At 49.6% G+C, this 19332-nt stretch carries 16 protein-coding genes; 10 read left to right on the top strand and 6 right to left on the bottom strand.

Annotation, left to right across the window (positions count from 1 at the left end; translation table 11 throughout):
- Positions 1-29: 29 nt before the first annotated feature.
- Positions 30-836 carry a tRNA cyclic N6-threonylcarbamoyladenosine(37) synthase TcdA gene (gene tcdA / locus E1189_RS18955; RefSeq protein ID WP_155162455.1) on the bottom strand — a complete coding sequence of 269 codons (807 nt, stop codon included), beginning with the start codon at positions 834-836 and terminating at the stop codon, positions 30-32.
- A gap of 98 nt (positions 837-934) precedes the next feature.
- Here tcdA and E1189_RS18950 point away from each other — a divergent pair, with 98 nt between their 5' ends.
- Entirely contained in the window at positions 935-1387 is a 453-nt protein-coding gene (locus E1189_RS18950; protein WP_155162453.1) for a rhodanese-like domain-containing protein, read from the top strand.
- Between the two features lie 11 nt (positions 1388-1398).
- Here the strand turns inward: E1189_RS18950 and nrdG are convergent, their stop codons facing one another.
- Together nrdG and nrdD are read right to left on the bottom strand one after the other, a co-directional pair.
- Complete coding sequence (gene nrdG, locus E1189_RS18945; RefSeq protein WP_155162450.1) at positions 1399-1875, bottom strand: anaerobic ribonucleoside-triphosphate reductase-activating protein; 477 nt, start codon at positions 1873-1875, stop codon at positions 1399-1401.
- Positions 1876-1891: 16 nt separating this feature from the next.
- On the bottom strand, positions 1892-4012 hold the full coding sequence (gene nrdD, locus E1189_RS18940) for an anaerobic ribonucleoside-triphosphate reductase (protein WP_155162448.1): 2121 nt from the start codon (positions 4010-4012) through the stop codon (positions 1892-1894).
- Between the two features lie 653 nt (positions 4013-4665).
- Between nrdD and thiS the strand changes: the two genes are divergently transcribed.
- From thiS to E1189_RS18915, 5 genes are all read left to right on the top strand, one after another.
- A complete protein-coding gene (thiS, locus tag E1189_RS18935; RefSeq protein WP_196221526.1) occupies positions 4666-4869 on the top strand; it encodes a sulfur carrier protein ThiS in 204 nt (67 codons plus the stop codon).
- A gap of 51 nt (positions 4870-4920) precedes the next feature.
- Complete coding sequence (locus tag E1189_RS18930; RefSeq protein ID WP_155162444.1) at positions 4921-5688, top strand: thiazole synthase; 768 nt, start codon at positions 4921-4923, stop codon at positions 5686-5688.
- Positions 5685-6821 (top strand): 2-iminoacetate synthase ThiH, encoded by a 1137-nt coding sequence (thiH, locus tag E1189_RS18925; protein ID WP_155162442.1) that lies wholly within the window; start codon positions 5685-5687, stop codon positions 6819-6821. The genes E1189_RS18930 and thiH overlap by 4 nt, the downstream gene beginning before the upstream one ends.
- A gap of 515 nt (positions 6822-7336) precedes the next feature.
- Entirely contained in the window at positions 7337-8062 is a 726-nt protein-coding gene (locus E1189_RS18920; protein WP_155162440.1) for a response regulator, read from the top strand.
- Positions 8059-9483: an ATP-binding protein gene (locus E1189_RS18915; protein ID WP_155162438.1), complete on the top strand. Its 1425-nt coding sequence runs from the start codon at positions 8059-8061 to the stop codon at positions 9481-9483. The genes E1189_RS18920 and E1189_RS18915 overlap by 4 nt, the downstream gene beginning before the upstream one ends.
- A gap of 100 nt (positions 9484-9583) precedes the next feature.
- On the opposite strand, the gene E1189_RS18910 is transcribed toward E1189_RS18915, so the two are convergent.
- Positions 9584-12682, bottom strand: a complete 3099-nt coding sequence (locus E1189_RS18910; protein ID WP_155162436.1) for a GTPase domain-containing protein — start codon at positions 12680-12682, stop codon at positions 9584-9586.
- Positions 12683-13125: 443 nt separating this feature from the next.
- Here E1189_RS18910 and E1189_RS18905 point away from each other — a divergent pair, with 443 nt between their 5' ends.
- Both E1189_RS18905 and E1189_RS18900 read left to right on the top strand, forming a co-directional pair.
- Positions 13126-13893 (top strand): alpha/beta hydrolase family protein, encoded by a 768-nt coding sequence (locus tag E1189_RS18905; RefSeq protein ID WP_155162434.1) that lies wholly within the window; start codon positions 13126-13128, stop codon positions 13891-13893.
- Positions 13894-14004: 111 nt separating this feature from the next.
- Positions 14005-15414, top strand: a complete 1410-nt coding sequence (locus tag E1189_RS18900; protein ID WP_155162431.1) for a wax ester/triacylglycerol synthase family O-acyltransferase — start codon at positions 14005-14007, stop codon at positions 15412-15414.
- A gap of 64 nt (positions 15415-15478) precedes the next feature.
- On the opposite strand, the gene E1189_RS18895 is transcribed toward E1189_RS18900, so the two are convergent.
- Positions 15479-15826 (bottom strand): phasin family protein, encoded by a 348-nt coding sequence (locus E1189_RS18895; RefSeq protein WP_196221525.1) that lies wholly within the window; start codon positions 15824-15826, stop codon positions 15479-15481.
- Between the two features lie 220 nt (positions 15827-16046).
- On the opposite strand from E1189_RS18895, the gene E1189_RS18890 reads away from it, so the two are divergent.
- Positions 16047-16535, top strand: coding sequence for a DUF2505 domain-containing protein (locus E1189_RS18890; protein WP_155162427.1), 489 nt, complete (start codon positions 16047-16049; stop codon positions 16533-16535).
- 105 nt (positions 16536-16640) lie between these two features.
- Here the strand turns inward: E1189_RS18890 and E1189_RS18885 are convergent, their stop codons facing one another.
- On the bottom strand, positions 16641-18317 hold the full coding sequence (locus E1189_RS18885) for a wax ester/triacylglycerol synthase family O-acyltransferase (protein ID WP_155162425.1): 1677 nt from the start codon (positions 18315-18317) through the stop codon (positions 16641-16643).
- A 157-nt stretch (positions 18318-18474) separates the two neighbouring features.
- Between E1189_RS18885 and E1189_RS24020 the strand changes: the two genes are divergently transcribed.
- On the top strand, positions 18475-19332 hold an 858-nt coding region (locus E1189_RS24020; protein WP_196221524.1), incomplete at its 3' end, for a DUF2804 domain-containing protein.

Below are 19332 nucleotides of genomic sequence, written 5' to 3'. Positions count from 1 at the left end.
TATGCGAAAGCAATGGTCCGGGTACTTACTTACTGTGAACGTTCAAGCTTTCGGGTGAGCTTTTCTATGATCCTTGAAACAGCCACAAACCCGAACGTCGCTGTTACCATTGTTGCAGCACCAAAACCATTGGCACAATCCATTTTCATGGATTCCATACCATCCGTTGATCCCGGCTTTTTCTCACAGACAGAACCATCAGGTTGAGGGTATCGGGCGGCTTCTTCCGAGAAGATACACTCTACGGCAAAGCGACGCTTGTTATTCTTAGAAAAATTATATCGGTAACGCAGAAAATCCTTTACCTTTTTTGCCAGCGGATCCTGAAAAGTTTTTGTCAAATCTGTAACACGAATTTTCAGCGGATCGATCAATCCACCAGCAGCCCCCACTGTAACAACCGGAATTTTGTTACGTTTGCAGTGAGCGATGATGGCGGCCTTTACCCGGAAGCTGTCGATAGCATCCAGTACATAATCGAATTCCTTTGTTATGTATTCCTGCACATTGTCATCAGCCACGAAGTCATCAATTTCGTGCACCTGGATTTCAGGGTTTATTGCCCGCATACGCTGGGCCATCACTTCGATCTTGGATTGCCCGATGGTATCAGCCGTGGCATGAATCTGGCGATTAGTGTTGGTGACACAGATATCATCCAGATCAATCAGAGTGACAGAGCCCACGCCTGTACGGGCAAGAGCCTCTGCAGCCCAGGAGCCCACACCACCTATACCAATCACACAAATATGAGCATTACGGAGTTTTTCAGTAACATCCAGGCCATATAGGCGCGCCGTGCCACCAAAACGAGCAGAGTAACTGTCTGAGAGCATAATCAGGAAAAGTCCAAAAAATAGACAACAAAAATTGCCCCGATTATATCATCTGCCGTGACTATAATGCTCACAGCCTAGGGTCTGGAGACATCTTCGTGTTGAACTCAATCAGAGCACTTATCCTGCCACTTCTTTTGTTGCTGCCAGTTGCAGAAAATGTAGAGGCCGCGCCACAGCCCCTCTCGGAAACATGGAAGCTCTATACCGACCGATACCCCGTAATCACCTATTCAGATCTTAAGCAGGCGATGAGGGAAGGCAATATCACCCTGCTCGATGCCAATAGCCCCACTACTTACAACAATGGTCATATACCAGGCGCACTCTCATTGCCGGCACTGATCAAGAAAGAAGAAAAACGTCCCTTGCCCAGCAGCAAAAATGATTTGGTGGTTGTGTACTGCGGAGGACCACAATGTTCAGCATGGTTTAAAGCCGCCGATTTTGTGGTAAAGAAAGGTTATAAGACCATCCGGTACTACCGGGGTGGCCTTAAAGAATGGAAGGCCAAAGAGGAGCCTGTAGAAACCGGAGACAGAACACGTTAAACACGCAGCTTTTATAGCATGCCTTCAGTACGACGAAGAATTCGCTGGTTGGCACTTCCGCGCCAGGCCAGACTGAGATTGCGTTCAGCCATTACAAAGCGGCCGTCTATCAGAACGTCCACATATTTCACAACAGCGAGCTGGGCTTTACTGAGTTCTTCCAGCTCGTAGCCTGTCCACATCCAGATATCCTTTTCTGGATACATCTCTTTGGCACGGCGAACCAGGCGACCAACGTCGTTGAGATTGGAAGGAAATAGCGGGTCACCACCAGACAGGGACAAACCATCCCGATGGATACGGGTATCCCCCAGGTCCTTCAGAATCTGCTCTTCCAGTTCGAGAGTATAAGGATGGCCGGAGTCTGGCTTGATTGTGGATGCGTTATGGCAGCCCACACACTTGTGGGCACAGCCACTGACAAAGAGAACGCAGCGCGTCCCCTCACCATTCACAACATCCAGCGGATAGTACTTGTGATAGTTCATCAAACGTCAGATTCTCTTACAGATGCTTCACCCTGCGAGTCACCTCTTCCTGTTTACCCTTGATAAACGGGCGGCTGTTGGGCTGACCGAGATAACCACACACACGACGGGTTACAGACATCTTGGTGGAATCCCTGTTCTGACAGGACGGGCACTCAAAGCCACGGGCTGTTGCTTCAAACTCGCCTTCGTAACCACACTTGTAGCAGCTGTCGATGGGCGTGTTGGTGCCGTAGTAAGGGACTTTGTCGTAGGTATAGTCCCAGACATTTTCCAGTGCCTTGATATTGCGCTGCATGTTGGGGAATTCCCCGTAGCAGATAAAGCCACCAGAGGCGTGCGGAGGATAATCCATCTCAAAGTCTACCTTATCGTAAGGGGTGGCATTCTTCTGCACATCAAGGTGGAAAGAGTTTGTGTAATAGCCTTTGTCGGTGACACCTTCCACAACGCCGTACTCTTTTTCATCCAGACGACAGAAGCGATCACACAGACTTTCACTGGGCGTTGAGTAGAGGCTGAAGCCGTAACCGGTTTCCCGTTTCCAGCTTTCCACGGCCTTGCGCAGATAGGCCACAATTTCAACGCCTTTGCGCTTCAGTTCTTCGCTGTCGTAGATATGCTCTTCATTGCCGAACAGAGCGTTAATGGTTTCGTGAATGCCGATATAACCCAGGGAGATACTGGCGCGGCCGTTCTTGAAGACTTCACTGATTTTGTCAGTGGGCTTGAGGCGCACACCACAAGCACCTTCTACATAAAGGATTGGCGCAACACTGGCAGTGACATTATCCAGACGTTGGATACGGCTCATCAGCGCATCTTTCGCTACAACCAGACGCTCGTCCAGCAGTTTATAGAAACTGGTTTCGTCTGTGCTTTCCAGAGCAATACGAGGTAAGTTCAGGGATACAACACCCAGATTATTACGGCCATCGTGAATCAGCTCACCCTTCTCTTCGTATATACCCAGGAATGAACGACAGCCCATAGGCGTTTTGAAACTGCCAGTGACTTCCACCAGCTTGTCGTAGTTCAGGATGTCTGGATACATGCGCTTGCTGGCGCACTCCAGAGCCAGTTGTTTGATATCGTAGTTAGGATCTTCTTTATCGAGGTTCACCCCTTTACGAATGCCGAACACCAATTTGGGGAAAATCGGAGTTTTCTTGTTGCGGCCAAGGCCACGAATACGGTTCTTGAGAATAGACGTCTGAACCAGGCGCTCTTCCCAGCTGGTACCCAGACCAAAGCCGAAGGTCACAAACGGAGTCTGGCCATTGGCGGTGTGCAGAGTGTTGATCTCGTACTCCAGCGCCTGATAGGCATCGAAGCAATCCTTCTCGGTCATCTCCAGCGCGTATGCTTCGGCCTTCTCTTCATCGCCAATCCAGCGCATGCCCTGAGCCCGATGCTTCTCGTAGGTTTTGCGCACGTAAGGAGCATGAATACGATCAATCTCGTTAATGCTGGTGCCGCCGTAGATATGACTGGATACCTGAGCAATAATCTGCGCAGTGATCGCCGTTGCCGTGAGAATGGAGCGCGGCTCTTCAATCTCCGCATTCCCCATTTTGAAGCCATTATCCAACATGCCTTTTACGTCAATCAGCATGCAGTTGAACATGGGGAAGAATGGGGAGTAATCCAGATCGTGGTAATGGATTTCCCCACGATCATGGGCTTGTGCAACATGGCGGGGCAGAATGTGCTGGCGCGCGTAATGACGCGCTACCACACCGGCCAGAAGATCACGCTGGGTAGGAATGATCTTGCTATCTTTGTTAGCGTTCTCGTTCAGGATCTGCTCGTTGTCCTGATTGATAATGCCCAGAATTTCTTTGTTCAGGGAGTTGCGGGACTCACGCTCGATATCGCGTTCACGACGAAACTCAATGTAGCAGCGAGCAGCATCCTTATAGCGGCTACGCATCATTACATTTTCAACTTTGGCCTGAAGATCGTAGATATCCACAGTCCCCTGACCATTAAAGGCATGGCGTATTTGTTCGGCCACAGAGCGGGCAAAGTCATCATCACGCAGACCCGCATCGTTCATAGCGCAGGCAACGGCTTTCACAATACGGCTTTCGTCAAAACGCTGCCGCGATCCATCGCGTTTGATGATGTCAGTCATTGGGGTGTTGCTCCGGAGCATTTTTATCGAGAGGGGTCAGACCTATATGTAGTGCAAATCACCACAATAAACACTATATATAGACCCAGCGACGCATATTGAACGAAATAGCCAACACCTGCAATAACGAATTTTCACACACGGGATAAATAAAAAATTCCAGTTAGTGGTTGCATTCGTTCCACCCCTTGAACGATTAAGAGCAAAGTGACATTCATCAAAAAAGAGCACATTTTCCGTCTACTTTTTCCCACTCACTTGCTCCGCTGGAATGTGCTCAGCGGGCTAACAGCCATTGGTGCAAACAAACAGAAAGAGCAACTTAGCTCGCCTTCGTGTTTGTTACACCGTTACAAATCAATTTCTTCCGATTTGCAATCATTTTTCCAGATCAGGCAGAACACACAAATAAACTCTTCGAGGAGAAGAACAACTGCTGTCTGGTAAGTACCCGGACCATTGCTTTCGCATAGTCTGGCGGCGTCTTTTTCCGCCCTTGCTGCGTCACAACTCTGGTCACGTAGCGGGTCAAGGGTTGGCTGGGTGGTGTTTTCCACGGTGTTGGAAGAGCAACTCAGCCTGCTCAGCGGCTTTCCCCTTCCCAACAACAAACATGCCCCCTACAATCACCTGCCTCATGAATGGAAACCATTATGCAGATCACGGTTAACAACCAGATCCATGAGCTGGATGATATTGCCATCACCCTGACTCAGCTTTTGAATCAAATGAATGTTCCTGAAGCAGGAACTGCTATCGCCAGAAATCAAAATGTTGTGCCCCGCTCCCAGTGGGATGAATCAACACTGGAGAATGGCGACCAGATTTTGATTATCCGCGCCACCGCTGGCGGTTAAACGGAACAAGAAAACACAAATATCGCTCTTAATCAGCAGGACGCCGCCCCGATGCTCACCCTTGCAGACCAGACATTTTCCTCACGCCTACTTCTGGGCACCGGCAAATTCAGCAGCCGTCAGGCTTTGGCTGATGCCGTAAAACACTCCCAAACCGCTATGGTGACCATGGCTCTGAAACGGGTTGATACCGCTGATCAGGACGACGACATTCTCGCCCCGTTGCAGGAATGCGGTGTGAACCTTCTGCCCAACACCTCTGGCGCCCGCACCGCCGAAGAGGCCGTGTTTGCGGCACAACTGGCCCGCGAAGCGCTGGGCACCTCCTTCCTCAAACTGGAAATTCATCCCGACCCTCGCTACCTGATGCCTGACCCGGTGGAAACCCTGAAAGCTGCTGAGGTACTGGTAAAACAAGGTTTCCATGTGTTGCCTTACATCCATGCTGACCCGGTGATCTGCCGCCGTCTGGAAGAAGCTGGTTGCGCCGCTGTTATGCCTCTGGCGGCCCCTATTGGCAGTAATCTTGGTCTGCGCACCAAAGACTTTATCCATATCATTATTGAAGGCAGCAACGTGCCGGTGATTGTGGATGCCGGTATCGGCAGCCCGTCCGATGCGGCGGAAGCCATGGAAATGGGTGCTGATGCGGTTCTGGTGAATACCGCCATCGCAGTTGCAGGTGATCCCGCGGCTATGGCTGATGCCTTCCGCATGGCTGTTATCGCAGGTCGTCAGGCTTATGAAGCCGGCCTGGGTGGCCGTCAGCTCGTTGCCGAGGCCAGCAGCCCTCTTACTTCCTTCCTGGATTTGCCATGAGTTTGCCGATAAGTTATTTCAGCGACAAATATCAAAGCCTTAGCTGGGATGATATCCGTCTGAGTGCACACAGTTACACCGCCACTGATGTGCAACAGGTACTCAATAGCCCTCATAAAACAGTGGACGATTTTCGTGTACTGATTTCACCCGCTGCGGAACCATTTCTGGAGCAGATGGCTGCCAACAGCCTGCAGATGACCCGTAAACGTTTTGGCAATGCAGTGCAGCTTTATATTCCTCTTTACCTCTCTAACAAGTGCCACAACATCTGCACCTATTGTGGGTTCAGTCTGGACAACCCGATTCGCCGGGAAACCCTCACTACGGAGCAGCTGGACCGGGAAATCGCCGCCATCAAGCGCATGGGGTTTGAGCACCTGCTGCTGGTCACCGGTGAGGCTCCCGGTACCGTGGGTATGCAGTACTTCCGGGAGGTTGTGCCTTACATCAAAAAGCACGTCTCCCACCTGAGCATGGAAGTGCAGCCACTGGATGAAGATGAGTATGCAGAGCTGATTGATCTCGGGCTGGATGCCGTGATGATTTATCAGGAAACCTACAATCGCCCTGCCTATGCCAACTATCACAAACGCGGCAACAAGCAGGATTTTGTATACCGGCTGGATACAGCCGACAGGCTTGGTCGTGCCGGTGTGCGAAAAATTGGTCTGGGAGCACTGTTGGGGCTGGAAGACTGGCGTACAGACAGTGCTTTTCTTGCTCATCATCTGGATTACCTCCAGAGAACCTACTGGAAAACCCGTTATTCCATTTCCTTCCCACGGATTCGTCCCTGTGAAGGTGACTTTCAGCCTTCAAGCCCTATCAGCGACCGCCAACTGGTTCAGTTGATATGCGCCTGGCGTCTGGTCTTTCCACAGGTCGAACTATCACTTTCCACACGGGAATCCGAGGTATTTCGGGATAATGTATCTCGTCTGGGCATCACCAGTATGAGTGCAGCGTCCAGCACCCGTCCCGGTGGCTATGCGAATCAGGAAGAAGGTAAGCCAGAAGCTCTGGAACAATTCAGCATTGATGATTGTCGCTCACCACTAGCGATTGCGAAGATGTTGAAAAAGCAGGGATTGGAAGCGGTTTGGCGGGATCGCGAATTGACAGGAAGTTAAAATACAAAAAATGGCCATGATCCGGCCTCTCTGCAGGGTCTCTCACCTCCTGCACCAGATCATGGCTTAAGTTACCCGAGTGGAATGTATCGGGTTGCCTCTATCTACACAGCTTGGGGGTCAATTCGTAACGTACTATTTCCTGATTGTGCCACTTTGATAATCAAAGTATCTCTCTCAAAGTGACTGAATTTTTTAAGCCCGTGTCGGCTTGGTATGGCTCTATTAGACAATTAAGTTGTCGTATAAATATCACAGGTAACAGAAACTTTGTCGCAAAATGTCGCAGAGCTTACCTAAAGTTTGTCACACTCTGACTGACGCTCTCATAAGTACCCGGATTGCAACTGAGCACAGCCACAAGAGGCATTCTTCAGAAGTTTCAGAAAACCAAACGATTATTGTCGCAAAATGTCTCCACTCCCCCCTGATCTGCATAACTTTGCTACAACCCACCGCTACACCTTAGACACTGCATGTCCCTATAATGCACCCAGCACAAACTGGATTTTTTTATGGAAAACACCGAGCACATTTTAGTCGTCGATGACCACGACGAAATCAGGGATCTTCTTGGACAGTATCTTTCCCGTCACGGTTTGAAGGTATCTCTCGCTATGGATGGTGTATCCATGCGTGAGGCTCTTGAGAAACACGACGATATCAACCTGATCGTACTGGATCTGATGATGCCAGGAGAAGATGGTCTCAGCCTGTGTCGCTACGTTCGCAGTATCGATGGGCCACCTATTATTATGCTCACCGCCATGGGCGAAGAGAGCGATAAAGTTGTTGGCCTGGAAATGGGTGCTGATGACTATGTCTGCAAACCGTTCAGCCCCAGAGAGCTATTGGCTCGTATCAAAGCCGTACTGCGCCGTGCCAGCAAGGCGGAAGCCGTACCTGAAGAAAAAAGCTCAAGCGAACGTCTGCAGTTTGATCGCTGGACCCTCGACAATAACCTGCGCCAGCTGGAAGACGACAAAGATATCGTAATTCCTCTCAGTACAGCAGAATACCGGCTTCTGAGCGCATTCATATCCAACCCTCGCCGAGTCTTGAGCCGGGACCAGCTTCTGGATATTACCCAGGGGCGCGAAGCCATGCCCTTTGACCGAAGCATAGACAACCAGGTCAGTCGCCTGCGTCGCAAGGTGGAAACTGACCCGAAAAACCCAACACTTATCAAAACAGTCTGGGGTGGCGGGTATATGCTGACAGCCGAAGTGATGTCTGAATGAGTCGCTTCTGGCCCTCCAATCTCGCGGCACAAATGGTCATGGGGGTTTTGCTTTCGCTGGTGATAGCCCAGATCCTCACGGCCATTGTTCTCTTTGATGCCCACCGTGAGAATATGTACAACAGTGCCCAGTGGCAGCAGGTTAAACGTACTACAAAACTGGTGAGGGAATTGGCCAAGACACCGGCCTTTTATCACCAAACCATGGTGAAAGCTGCGAGCATGCCGCGCTCTCAATACACCATCAATCTACGTCCGCTGCTGCCTGAAAAAGAAAACCGCTCGTCTCTGAAATACATGCTTGTTCGCCGTATCGAAAGGAGTATAGGCCCCGAGTTTCAAGGCCATGTGCGTGTGCACATGGAAACCAGTACCTGGCGAACCCGTAACTACTGGGGGGGCACCTGCTCGGAAGAGGATGAGAACGACGATGGCAGCCCCTGCACTAAATCATCCAAACACCATGGCCAACGTGATCATGAACACGAAACCAATTTCATCGTTATGTCCGTGCAGTTACCGAATAAGACCTGGCTAAACCTGAGAGCTGAAGCACCGATTAGCGAACCTCTTGCCGCACAACAAACTGTTCTATTTTTATTGATTGCTTCTGCGCTGGTGATGGTAGCAATCGTCTTTATTGTTCAAAGAATTACCCGCCCACTCAAGCGGTTATCCAATGCATCCAATCGCCTTGGCCGGGGGGAAGACGTCAAGCCACTGCCGATGACCGGCCCTGAAGATATTCAACGGGCGACCCGTGCTTTCAACCAAATGAATGAACGGATCAATCGATTTGTTGCCGATCGTACCAGCATGCTGGCGGCTCTGACCCACGACTTGCGTACTCCCATGACGACCATGCGCTTACGCATTGAGTTACTGCCGGATTCCAGCCAGAAAGATCATCTGCTTGACACTCTTGATGAGATGCAACAGATGGCGGAAGCGACCCTGTCATTTGCCCGGGAAAGCTCTATTAAAGAACCCTCACGGCGTGTGGAGCTTAACGCTCTTGTGGATAGTATCTGTGAGGACCTGAGAGATATCGGCATGCCGGTAGAGTTTACAGAAGGCCTTGAAGCAGTAAGTGTCTGTCGTCCAGTCAGCCTGCGCAGAGCACTGCGCAACCTGATAGAGAATGGTGTGAAGTATGGCAAAAGCGCTGAGGTATCCCTGTTATTATCCAAAAATGCCACAACCATTGTTATTAATGATAATGGCCCGGGAATGGACGAAAAAGATATGGAGAGAGTATTTGAGCCATTTGTACGCCTGGAACAATCTCGCAACCGTGACACCGGGGGCATAGGTCTGGGTATGGCAATTGCTCGTAATATTATTCATGCTCACGGTGGCAAAATTCACCTTGCAAACCGACCTGAAGGTGGTTTGCAAATACAAGTCGCATTACCTTTATAGACAAGTCAGGTACCAAGGCCATTGCTTTCGCAGACTATACGAAAACAATGGTTTGGGTACTTATTTAAGCTTGGGTGAGCCATTGGACATAACTCACCTGTCACTTTTCCACAGCACTTTTCAAACGCCGTTCGGGCTTCATATCCCTCACTATCCATGTTTTCAGCTTATCATTCCAGGATGAGGCCTCACTCCCATGAACGGCTCCAAGCTGCTTGAAAAAGAGCCTCGGATAGAGATAGTACACATCACCCTGCAGGGTGATGTAGCTAGCAGGAAGATAATCACCATACCCCTTCTTAGATTTAGCACCATTTGCCAGGTTTTGATAGATGCTGCGTGCACTCTCGTGAACAGCCCGCACCTGACCAAACACATTCTCATCCATAAGTGTTTTTAGTTCTCTGGGGCTGTTGGCATCAGGTTTTACAGACGCCGCAGCAGAGGGAAGAACGTCTTCGCTGTACCCTTGTCTATAGCGGGGTACTAAATCCTTTATAGTTACATCAGATTTGTTAAGGACGACAGCCAGTTCTTTCTCTTTGGCATTCAGACTGACAACCGCTCCAAATAGATCTTCTTCGTCTTTTATTGCCATATCACAGCTTTTCCTTACCTGCTCATCCTGAATACAGCGGTATTGATAGTGCTTATTGAAGTCACCCACCCAAAGGTAGCTATCAGCCCAACTCATCAGCTCTTTCAGTAATTCAGAGTCTTTAGACAATGCAGAGGGGTCATCTGGATTGGTAGTTAATGAGGCCACGGTATAAGTCACACTGGTGTTTGAACCCACCTTCACGGGGTGATAGCGCTCAACAGCGTACCGGCCTCCATCTTTGGCTGTGAGTTCCAGACTTTTGCCATGAAGGCGTTCCAGCAGTGTCGTCTTACCAACCCCTGGCTGTCCAAGCACTAGCACCTTGACATCTCCGGTTGTTTTTACACACAACTCATCCGGGGCACGACACGTTGCTTTTGTTTCTGAAACGTCTGCATTTTCAACAGCTTTGGACTGCAGGGTCTTAGGTTGCTTCTCTCTTTTTTTGAGGAAAGTAAAGCTATCAATATCCCTTTGGAACTCTACGAGTGCTTGATCAATGTTCCCGCTAACAGGCGGAACCTTTACTCCTTTTCCAGTAGGAAAATCATTCTTTATATCTGTGGCTAAAATATCTACCCTGGTGGCCATTTCCGCAACACAGCTCCAGTTTCTCTGCGAGTTGCTCATGTCATCGACATCCAGTGTTGGACTTAACTCCTTGTAAAGCTTATTAAGTTTTTCTGTCTGCTCTTTCAAAGTGATAATACGCAGAGCCGCCTTCTGGGGCGCAGTTTCACCATCACGCCCCTTACCCTTAGAGGCTTTACAAATGTTGGCTTCAATAGTCTCTATAGTTTCACGTGTACGGGTCAGCAGCTCATCTGACTTTCCTGCAGCTCCTTTTACCAGAGCCTCTGCACGACCAACTAAGTGCAGATAGCGCCTTTCACTGATATATGCTGTGGATTCCCTTTTCTCTTTACGTTTCAGGGCTTTCAGCTTTTCTTTTTCTTCTTCCCATTTCAGCATGTAGTATTTGTTTTTAACGTCTTGATTCCAAGCCTCCAGTGTATAGGCATCTATTTTTTCCCAGTCTTCAAGGTTTTCCCAAGATACTGGTGTTTTGGATATCAAGCCCAGATCGCGCTTAGACTCTGGCATCACCTGCCACCGACTCTCTGTTTTATGCACGTCTTTTTCTTCAAGAGCTGTAGCCTGTAATGTGCCTTTCTTTAGCTCTGGTTGAAACGGAATATCATCCCGAGTATCAAAGTCTACCGGTTCAGGTTCAGGAAATTCTGCATCCAAAGCCTCACTTTCCGTTGTAGCTGAGACCGTTAGGGTAGTTTCAGGCGCTATCGAAACCTTGGATAACATCCAGTCAAAGGCGGCACGATAAGCAAGAGTGCGAACAACATCTGTCGTGAGCTTGAATAAACCTCTTGCCGGAGCCGGGCTGCGCTGCTGATCCATTTTACGAATTGCTTCTACAGTCACCTTATCCACAGGTTTTTCTGTATTGAGGAAAATTTCCGGAATCTCGTAGCCCCTGGTACTATGGGTATCAAATAACAAAAAGCCCTCCGGCCCGATCGATACAGCCGACAGTGTCCCGGTAAACAGATGCTCATTCCCCGACCCTATACGGCTGCTGGACAGAGTGACAGGCTTTATTTTTTTTCCAGATAGGACAGTTGGCAGGCTAGCCAGTATATCTGTATGCAGTGGGCTGATAATTTTAGAACTGCTCAGAGATGAGTGGCGCTGATCCATAATCTGCGTCCACCATCTGGATTTCCCTTCAACACCAAAACGACCGGGAACCAGAACCGCTTTATCCACAGCTCCCCGGCGCACTGATGCCGCCCAGAGCTTTAAACGATTACCCAGCTTTCCGGGATATAGGTGTATACCTTCAACTCCCTCTTCCAGCGCCCAATCCCGCAGTTCTATCAGCTGTGCCTCAAATTCGCTGACCGGTTCAAAGTCAGCATCATCATAGGAGAACGAAATGCTCACCCATGGGGCACCGGTGTTTGGAGTGAAGCTGGCATCGGGAATGTGGTAGTAGAACCTGAACAGGCGTAACAGCGGTGAACCTGCACTCACGATCTCCCGAGTTCCAGAAAACCGTGGGAGAAAATATCCCTGCCAGATATCGGGTAATGTATCGTTCAGAAGAGTACCATGGCTCAGGACATAGCGCAGAACAGTGGGAGGAACCGGACCGAGCTGCTCACCTAAATACCAGCTGACGCCACTTACCAGCAGCCGATAACCAAAATCACTCCAGTTTGATGAGAGGGCATAATCCAGTCCGGCATCAGCCAGAACCTGCCCGTAAGCGCCAAAGAATGTCCCCAGTTTGGCTTTGACAGCCTCCTGATAAACAGCTGTGCCGCCCATTACAGCCAACACACTGCTGGCGGCGATGCCTTCTTTTACAGCGAGGTCAACCCCGTAATTCGTCCAACCATAAGGGCTTTGACGAAATGTCTTCTGCTTATAGGCTGGCAAACCGGTAAGAATCTGCTTCCGGACATCCTCTACAGATTCAACAGCCTCAACCGCTCTGGGTACTCCCTGATAATGAGCTTGCGTTTGTACAAAAGAAAGCACGCCCCCAAATAATAAAACGAATCTGTTCACCTGCACTCGGTGTCACGCCCCCGGACTGTTATTTGTTCATGATTGTTAGCGGGGAGTAAAAATAGACAATCCGTTCCAGGTTTCCAGAGAAGGAGGGGATACCTTGAAATATTTACCTCGCTTAAACACGCGTACGCATTAGCACCTACCCCTGCAAAGACTGACCGAAACCGGTTTATCCACCACTTCTGTGGATAAACCTGTTGGTTATTTCAAATCTGCTTCTGCACGCCGTGGCAGTCTTGGGAGGAGTACGAATTGTTCACTTTTTAACCAAAATATAAATAACAACTACGGCGCATCAAAAAATACTTCACAGCAATTGGCCGGAATTGACCGGAAAAAATGACCAGAAGGCAAAACAAACACAAAAGGCTGGGATATAATCAAGTGAACCACTCTGTAAAAAAACAGCGGTATACCACTAAGAAAAAGCACAGAGGCACCGTATGTATAAGCAGAACACTATAAAATCGCCCACTAAGCTGGATACAGCGCTGGATGCCATCCGGGCTGTTAAGGATATTGCCAGCTTTGTGAGTGAGCGTTCTCTGCTAAAGAGTGCCCCTACAGGCGATGGCCATACGGTTATGGTTCTGCCGGGCTTTCTCACCAGTGATCCAGCCACGTCATTTATTCGCAACCGCCTGCGTAAATTAGGATACAACGCCCAGCCCTGGCGCCTCGGCCTCAATCTGGGCCCAACCCCCTCCCGAGATCTGGAAACCCTGTTGCTGGAACGCATCAAAGAACTTTATGTGACATCCGGACACAGAATCAGTTTATTGGGGTGGAGTCTGGGAGGTGTATTTGCCAGAGAAGCGGCTCGCAGCCACCCAGAAATGATCCGCCAGGTCATAACACTGGCAAGCCCGGTTGGAGGCTCTCTGGAGCACACCAGCCTCTGGGATCTGTATATCAAAACCTTTGGCCGGGATATTTGCCAGGAAGAGCTGGAAGAAAAGGTGGAACAGATTCGCCAACCGATTCCCGAGGTGCCTTTCACCTCAATTTATACCAAAGAGGACGGCATCGTTGCCTGGCAGATCGCTCAGGTGGAAGAAACAGAGCTGTCGCAAAATGTGAAAATAAAAGCCAGCCACGTAGGTATTATTTTTAACCCCCGCGCACTGTATGTTATTGCAGATCGTCTGGCCCAGCCCGATGGGGAGTGGAAGCGACTGGACGAAAGCAGCCAAAGGCTTTTGCTCTCATAAAAATATTCTCCAATAACCTTTTTTGACCGGCTTTTACGCATAATGGCTCTTCCGAGTCATCAGTCGCACTCCATAAAATAACAACAGGCGGCAGTAGGTAGGGCCCTAGCCATGCATCAAGTTTCTCCCCAGAATAACCTGTTCCTCCATATGGAGTCTGGCACCACCCCTATGCATGTGGGGCTGTTGTGTATTTATAATCAGTCCACAGCTGATGGTGGACAGGTGCGATTCAAAAACATCATAAAAACCTTTGAATCCCGTCTTCACAAAGTGTCAGTGCTGCGCCAGCGACTGGTGAAGATACCACTGAAGCTGGACTACCCCTACTGGATTGATGATCCGGATTTCGATATCGAATACCACATGCGCCATATCGCCCTGCCCAAACCTGGAGACTGGCGTCAGCTCTGCATTCTGATAGCTCGTCTGAACTCACGTCCACTGGATATGGGTCGCCCACTCTGGGAAGTGACGGTGATTGAGGGGCTGGATAAAATCGAAGGTTTACCAAAGGGCTGCTTCGCAATTTTTGGAAAACTGCACCGCTCTCTTTTTGACCGGGATACCGGTGGTCAGTTGATCGCCGCACTCCATGACCTTACACCGGAAGGTATGATTTCTCTGCCAGACCATCCGCTGACAGTCGATCGTGTACCCAACGACCTGGAGCTACTGAGTCGCGCAGTGGTCAACAGAGCAAAAATTGTGGGTAACTACGTAAACCTCGCACGCAAGTATACCTATCCAGCAGCCAAAAAACTGTTCGAGAGTGCCTGCAAAACTAAAAGCTGTGCCTTCGGCCACGCCCCCCACACACGCTTTAACTCACGGATCTCCCCTCACAGGGTATTTGCCGGAACCAGCTTTTCCTTTGACGACATCAAACGCATACGAGCACAGTTTCCAGAGTCTCGCTTTAACGATGTACTCATTGCCGCAGTGGGGGGAGCCCTGCACCGTTACCTGACGGCCAAGGGTGAGTTACCCAAAGAGTCCATGACTGCCATGTTCCCGGTGCCGGGACAGCCACAGACAGGCAGCAACAAAATGGTACACCAGTTCTCGTATATTTTCCCAAGGCTGTTTACCGAGATAGAAGATGACAAGGAACGTTTAAACACTCTCATAGAACACCTGCAGCGGTGCCGGTCAGAAACCGCCTGGCTGGACTGGCAGTTTGCAGACGACGCTGCCCATTTGTTTCCCAATACCGCCGCCGACATGTTTTTAAAAACCGCCATTGGTTACCAGAATGCCCGACATAGCGGCCCGTTTTTTAACACCTTCATCAGCAGTGTGGCAGGACCACATATTTCCCTCTACCACGCTGGAGCACAACTCCATGCCTGTTATGCTACAGATTCTATATACAACAACCTTGGCCTTGCCCATAACGCCTTCAGCTACAACAATACCTTGAATATCTCTGTGAACTGTTGCCGAAATATGATGCCAGACCCGGAGTTTTATATTCAGTGCCTGAACAGCTCATTCAAAGCCTTGTTGCCCGAGGGTTGACGACACAAAAATGCCCGCAAATTGCGGGCATTTTTGTGGAAACGACCTCAGCTTATTGAGCCCGTTAAGATGTTTGCTTAGCTGCCACCTTATCAACAACTGGTTTCTGAGTTGTAGTCAGAGCTTTGACAGCCTTGCTCAGTTCATCGATCTGCTTAGAGAGCTCCTGCAGATCATCTTTCTCTTCTTCTACTCCTGCTTCTTTAATACGCAGAACTTCTTTCAGGCGAACCGTTGTATCATTCACTTTTTCCTGAGCTTTCTGCTTCAGATCTTCAACCTTGTCGTTGGCGCGGTCACGAACATCTTCGCCATCTTCAACCAGCCCATCAAACAACTTACGACCTTCAGTACCGAGTTTCTCGTACCGGGCATAAGCACCAAGACCAGCTAACCATATTTTCTCGTACATGATGTTACTCCCTTCCCCACGACTTTTTTGATATGCAGGTTCATTATAAGAACCGTACCCTGGATGAAACATATGAAAATTGTCGTAAATACCTGTCATTTCAGCAGCACGTCAGGTGACAATGGCTTGGCTGTCAATCCACGGTAAACGCGTGGCCAGAATCAATGCTTTCAATACTCACTTCCAATAAAATGGCTCTCAGGTATTACGGAGATTAGAAATGAGAAAAGTAACCGCAACTCACTCCTACACAATTGATGTTGATAGTGTATTCAGTTTCTTTGCTGATGAAGAGCGCGTAACGGCCAAGCATGAAACAATTGGTGCACGCCGGTACCGTTTAAAAAGTGCAAAAGAGACGGGCTCTACGCTGAGCATTGACTCTCGCCGTGAAGTGCCTGTGGGCCAGGAAGTACCTTCCGCCCTGCGCAGGTTTACCGGTGAGTGGAACAAGGTTCGCCAGAGAGAAACCTGGACACTCAACGACGATGGAAGCCGCCACTGCCAGCTCCGCGTTGACCTTGATAGCCTGCCTGTAAAGGTTCAGGGGGAAATGAGAATTACGCCAACTGAAAACGGCTGCGTGAACAATGTGGAGATAGAAGTCAGTAGTAGTCTGCCTCTGGTTGGCAAACTGGCAGCAGAGTTTGTGGGAAAGAGTATTGAGCTGCAAATGGAAGATGAATACGAGTACATTAAGGGAGCTTAACAACTGTACTATCTGTTTTGTTAAAAGCAGGCAGAGTTAATGAAATATAACTCTGCCTGTGTCAGGCCTTATTCGTTCAACACCGGCCTACGCTCAAGCAATTCGTTATGATGCACTATTCGGCTTTTTCGCTGGTGCTTTTCGCGTTGTGGTTTTGCGGGCTGCTGGCTTACGGGTTCCCGTTGCAGTCTTATGTACGGGTTTCTTCGTCGGCGCGGGCTTTTCTTCTGTAGCCTTTACTGCAACCGGCTCAACAACCTTTTCCTCTGCCACTGCCTTTTTAGCAATATCTGCCGAGACCTTACGAGTTACACGGCGGGAAGCCGCTTCTTTTTTGGCAGCCAGTTCTTCTTTCGGCAACAGAGCTTTTTGCATTTCCTTCATAGAGTAACGCAGGCAGTCCGCATAGAAAGCTGGGTCAGGCATCATGCTGCGGCAACAGGTTACGCTGATCGAAATTTTCCCGTTGTAGCTGAACAGGATATGGAACAACCCCATAGTGTCGTAGCTAATGCCTGTTCCGTAGAAGTTAACCAGTTTTGCACCAGCAAAATACAAAGGCAGCTGAGGGCCAGGTACGTTGGTGATTACCGTGTTGAACAACGGTTTCAGGTAATTGGTCAGATTGTATTTCAGTGCGGTGCGCAGGGCAGCATTAGTCACCGTTGTCGGCAACAGTTGTGCAACATCCAACATCAGGCTTCCACCTTTCTTATCGTTAGCACTTTTACCCTTGCTGGTTGCTGCATGAATAGCGTCCAGACGCTCGGATGGATCTTCAATATCCGTGTACACTTTCGGGAACATGAAGGATATCTGGTTACCCTGCACATTACTCCTGTCCTGGGGCCGCACGGAAATTGGCAACATCGCAGTTAAGGACTCTTCCGGCAGCTCCCCTTTTGTTCTCAGGTAGCGACGCAATGCACCTGCCACAATACCAACCATCACATCGTTCAGGCTGACACCCGCTTTGGTATTTTTCAGAGCCTTGATATCTTTCAGATCAAAGTCCACTGCCTCAAATACACGGTGTGCACTGACCTGATCGTTAAAGCGAGTTTTTGGGGCCTTGAACAGCATATTGCCGCTGTCTTGATCCGGCTTCCCTTTGATCAGGTTACGGGCCAGATCCACGCCACCCGGCAATACATGCTGGCTCAGGGCCTTGCCCTTTTTGGTGAAGTTTCGCACACCGTTGAAGGCCGCCCGACTCAACAGCTCAACACCAGTGGGAACACGATCAACAATCCAGGGCTTATCCACCTTGATCGGGGATGTTTTGGGGCCAAGGTCATGGAGAGCGGTGAGAAGTTGTGCACCAAACACGCCATCCACAAGGGAGTGATGCACTTTAGTCACAACACCAAAACAGCCCTGGGGCAGACCGTCGATATTATCCAGCCCTTCAATCACATAAATTTCCCAAGGCGGGCGCCCCATATCCAGTGGGCGGGAGTGAATGCGGGCAACCTGAATGCAAAGCTGTCGCCAGTCCCCTGGTTGAGGCAGTGCAATATGACGGAGGTGAAATTCAATATCGAAATCAGGGTCGGCAATCCAGTAGGGGTAATCCAGCCCCATAGGCACTTCCACCATGCGATAGCGCAGTGAAGGCACCTTATGCAGGCGGCTTTCAAAAAACTTGATAATCTCCTTGAATCCAAGCACAGCACCATCCACTGTGGATTGGTCGTATATACCCAAAGAGCCAACGTGCATGGGTGTGTTGCCGGTTTCCAGATTCAGAAACGCTGTGTCCAGCGGTGATAGCTGTTCCATACTTCCCCCGAATTTTTACTGTCGTCTATTTTCCGGCATCCCTTTCCTTCTGGTCAATATGCTTTACTGCATAGTTTCCGGTCATAAGTACCCGGACTGGAAAAAAAGTCATTTAACACATACTTTCTTTACTCTTTTTGCGTTTATAAGAACAAGAATGATGGTAGAGACAGACTTCCAGCTTATTGAGAAAACTGGCCGTGTACGTCAGGGGTTGTTTGAGCGCCCGGTGGGGGAGATCAATTATCGGGACTTCCGTCTGCGCACCCCCATGGGCAAAGAGGCGAACGCCTTTCAGCGCTGGTTTGGTTTTAACCAGTTCCAGTTTATGTCTGCCATAAGCCCTGAGTTAATTGTCTGCGCGGCAATTGTTGATGTACGTATCGCTGTCACGTCTTTTGTTTACATTTATCATCCCAAAAGCAGCTCACTGAACAGCTATCAGTTCAAAGCACCTGGGTTTGGTAGCTTCTCGAAAGTCAACCAAACCCCCGATAAGGGTCTGTGGTTCTTTCGTCAGGGGAGTAACTCGGTAGAACTCAACTGCAATGGTGATACAAGAGTACTAACCGTCCGCCTGAAAGATGGCACCACTATCGATATGAATATGGAACAAGGCGGACTCGACCCTATTCGCCTCGCAACCCGCGTAGATATCAATGGCTTTGCGTACACCCAGAAAATGGCGGGAGCCCCCTGTAATGGCAAAGTCTCCTGCAAGGCTGGTGAGTTCGATTTGAAAGAGATTGGCGCAACAGCCACGCTGGACTGGTCTGCCGGTTATTTGAAACGTCGCTGCTTCTGGAACTGGGTATGCCTGTCCGCCATCCTCCCGGATGGGCGCCGTCTGGGTTTGAATGGTGCCTGCAGTACTAACGAAACCAGTTTTAATGAAAACGGTTTCTGGTTGGATGGCAAGTTACACCGTGTTTCTGGGGTCGCTTTTGACTATGACCTGTTTGACCTCAACAAAACATGGCGCATCACATCAGAGGACGGCAAAATCGACCTCACG

It is taken from the genome of Parendozoicomonas verongulae (genome assembly GCF_009711465.1).
Lineage (GTDB): Bacteria > Pseudomonadota > Gammaproteobacteria > Pseudomonadales > Endozoicomonadaceae > Sansalvadorimonas > Sansalvadorimonas verongulae.
The sequence above is the reverse complement of the archived record's forward strand: the minus strand, read 5'-3'. Positions and strand labels throughout refer to the sequence as shown.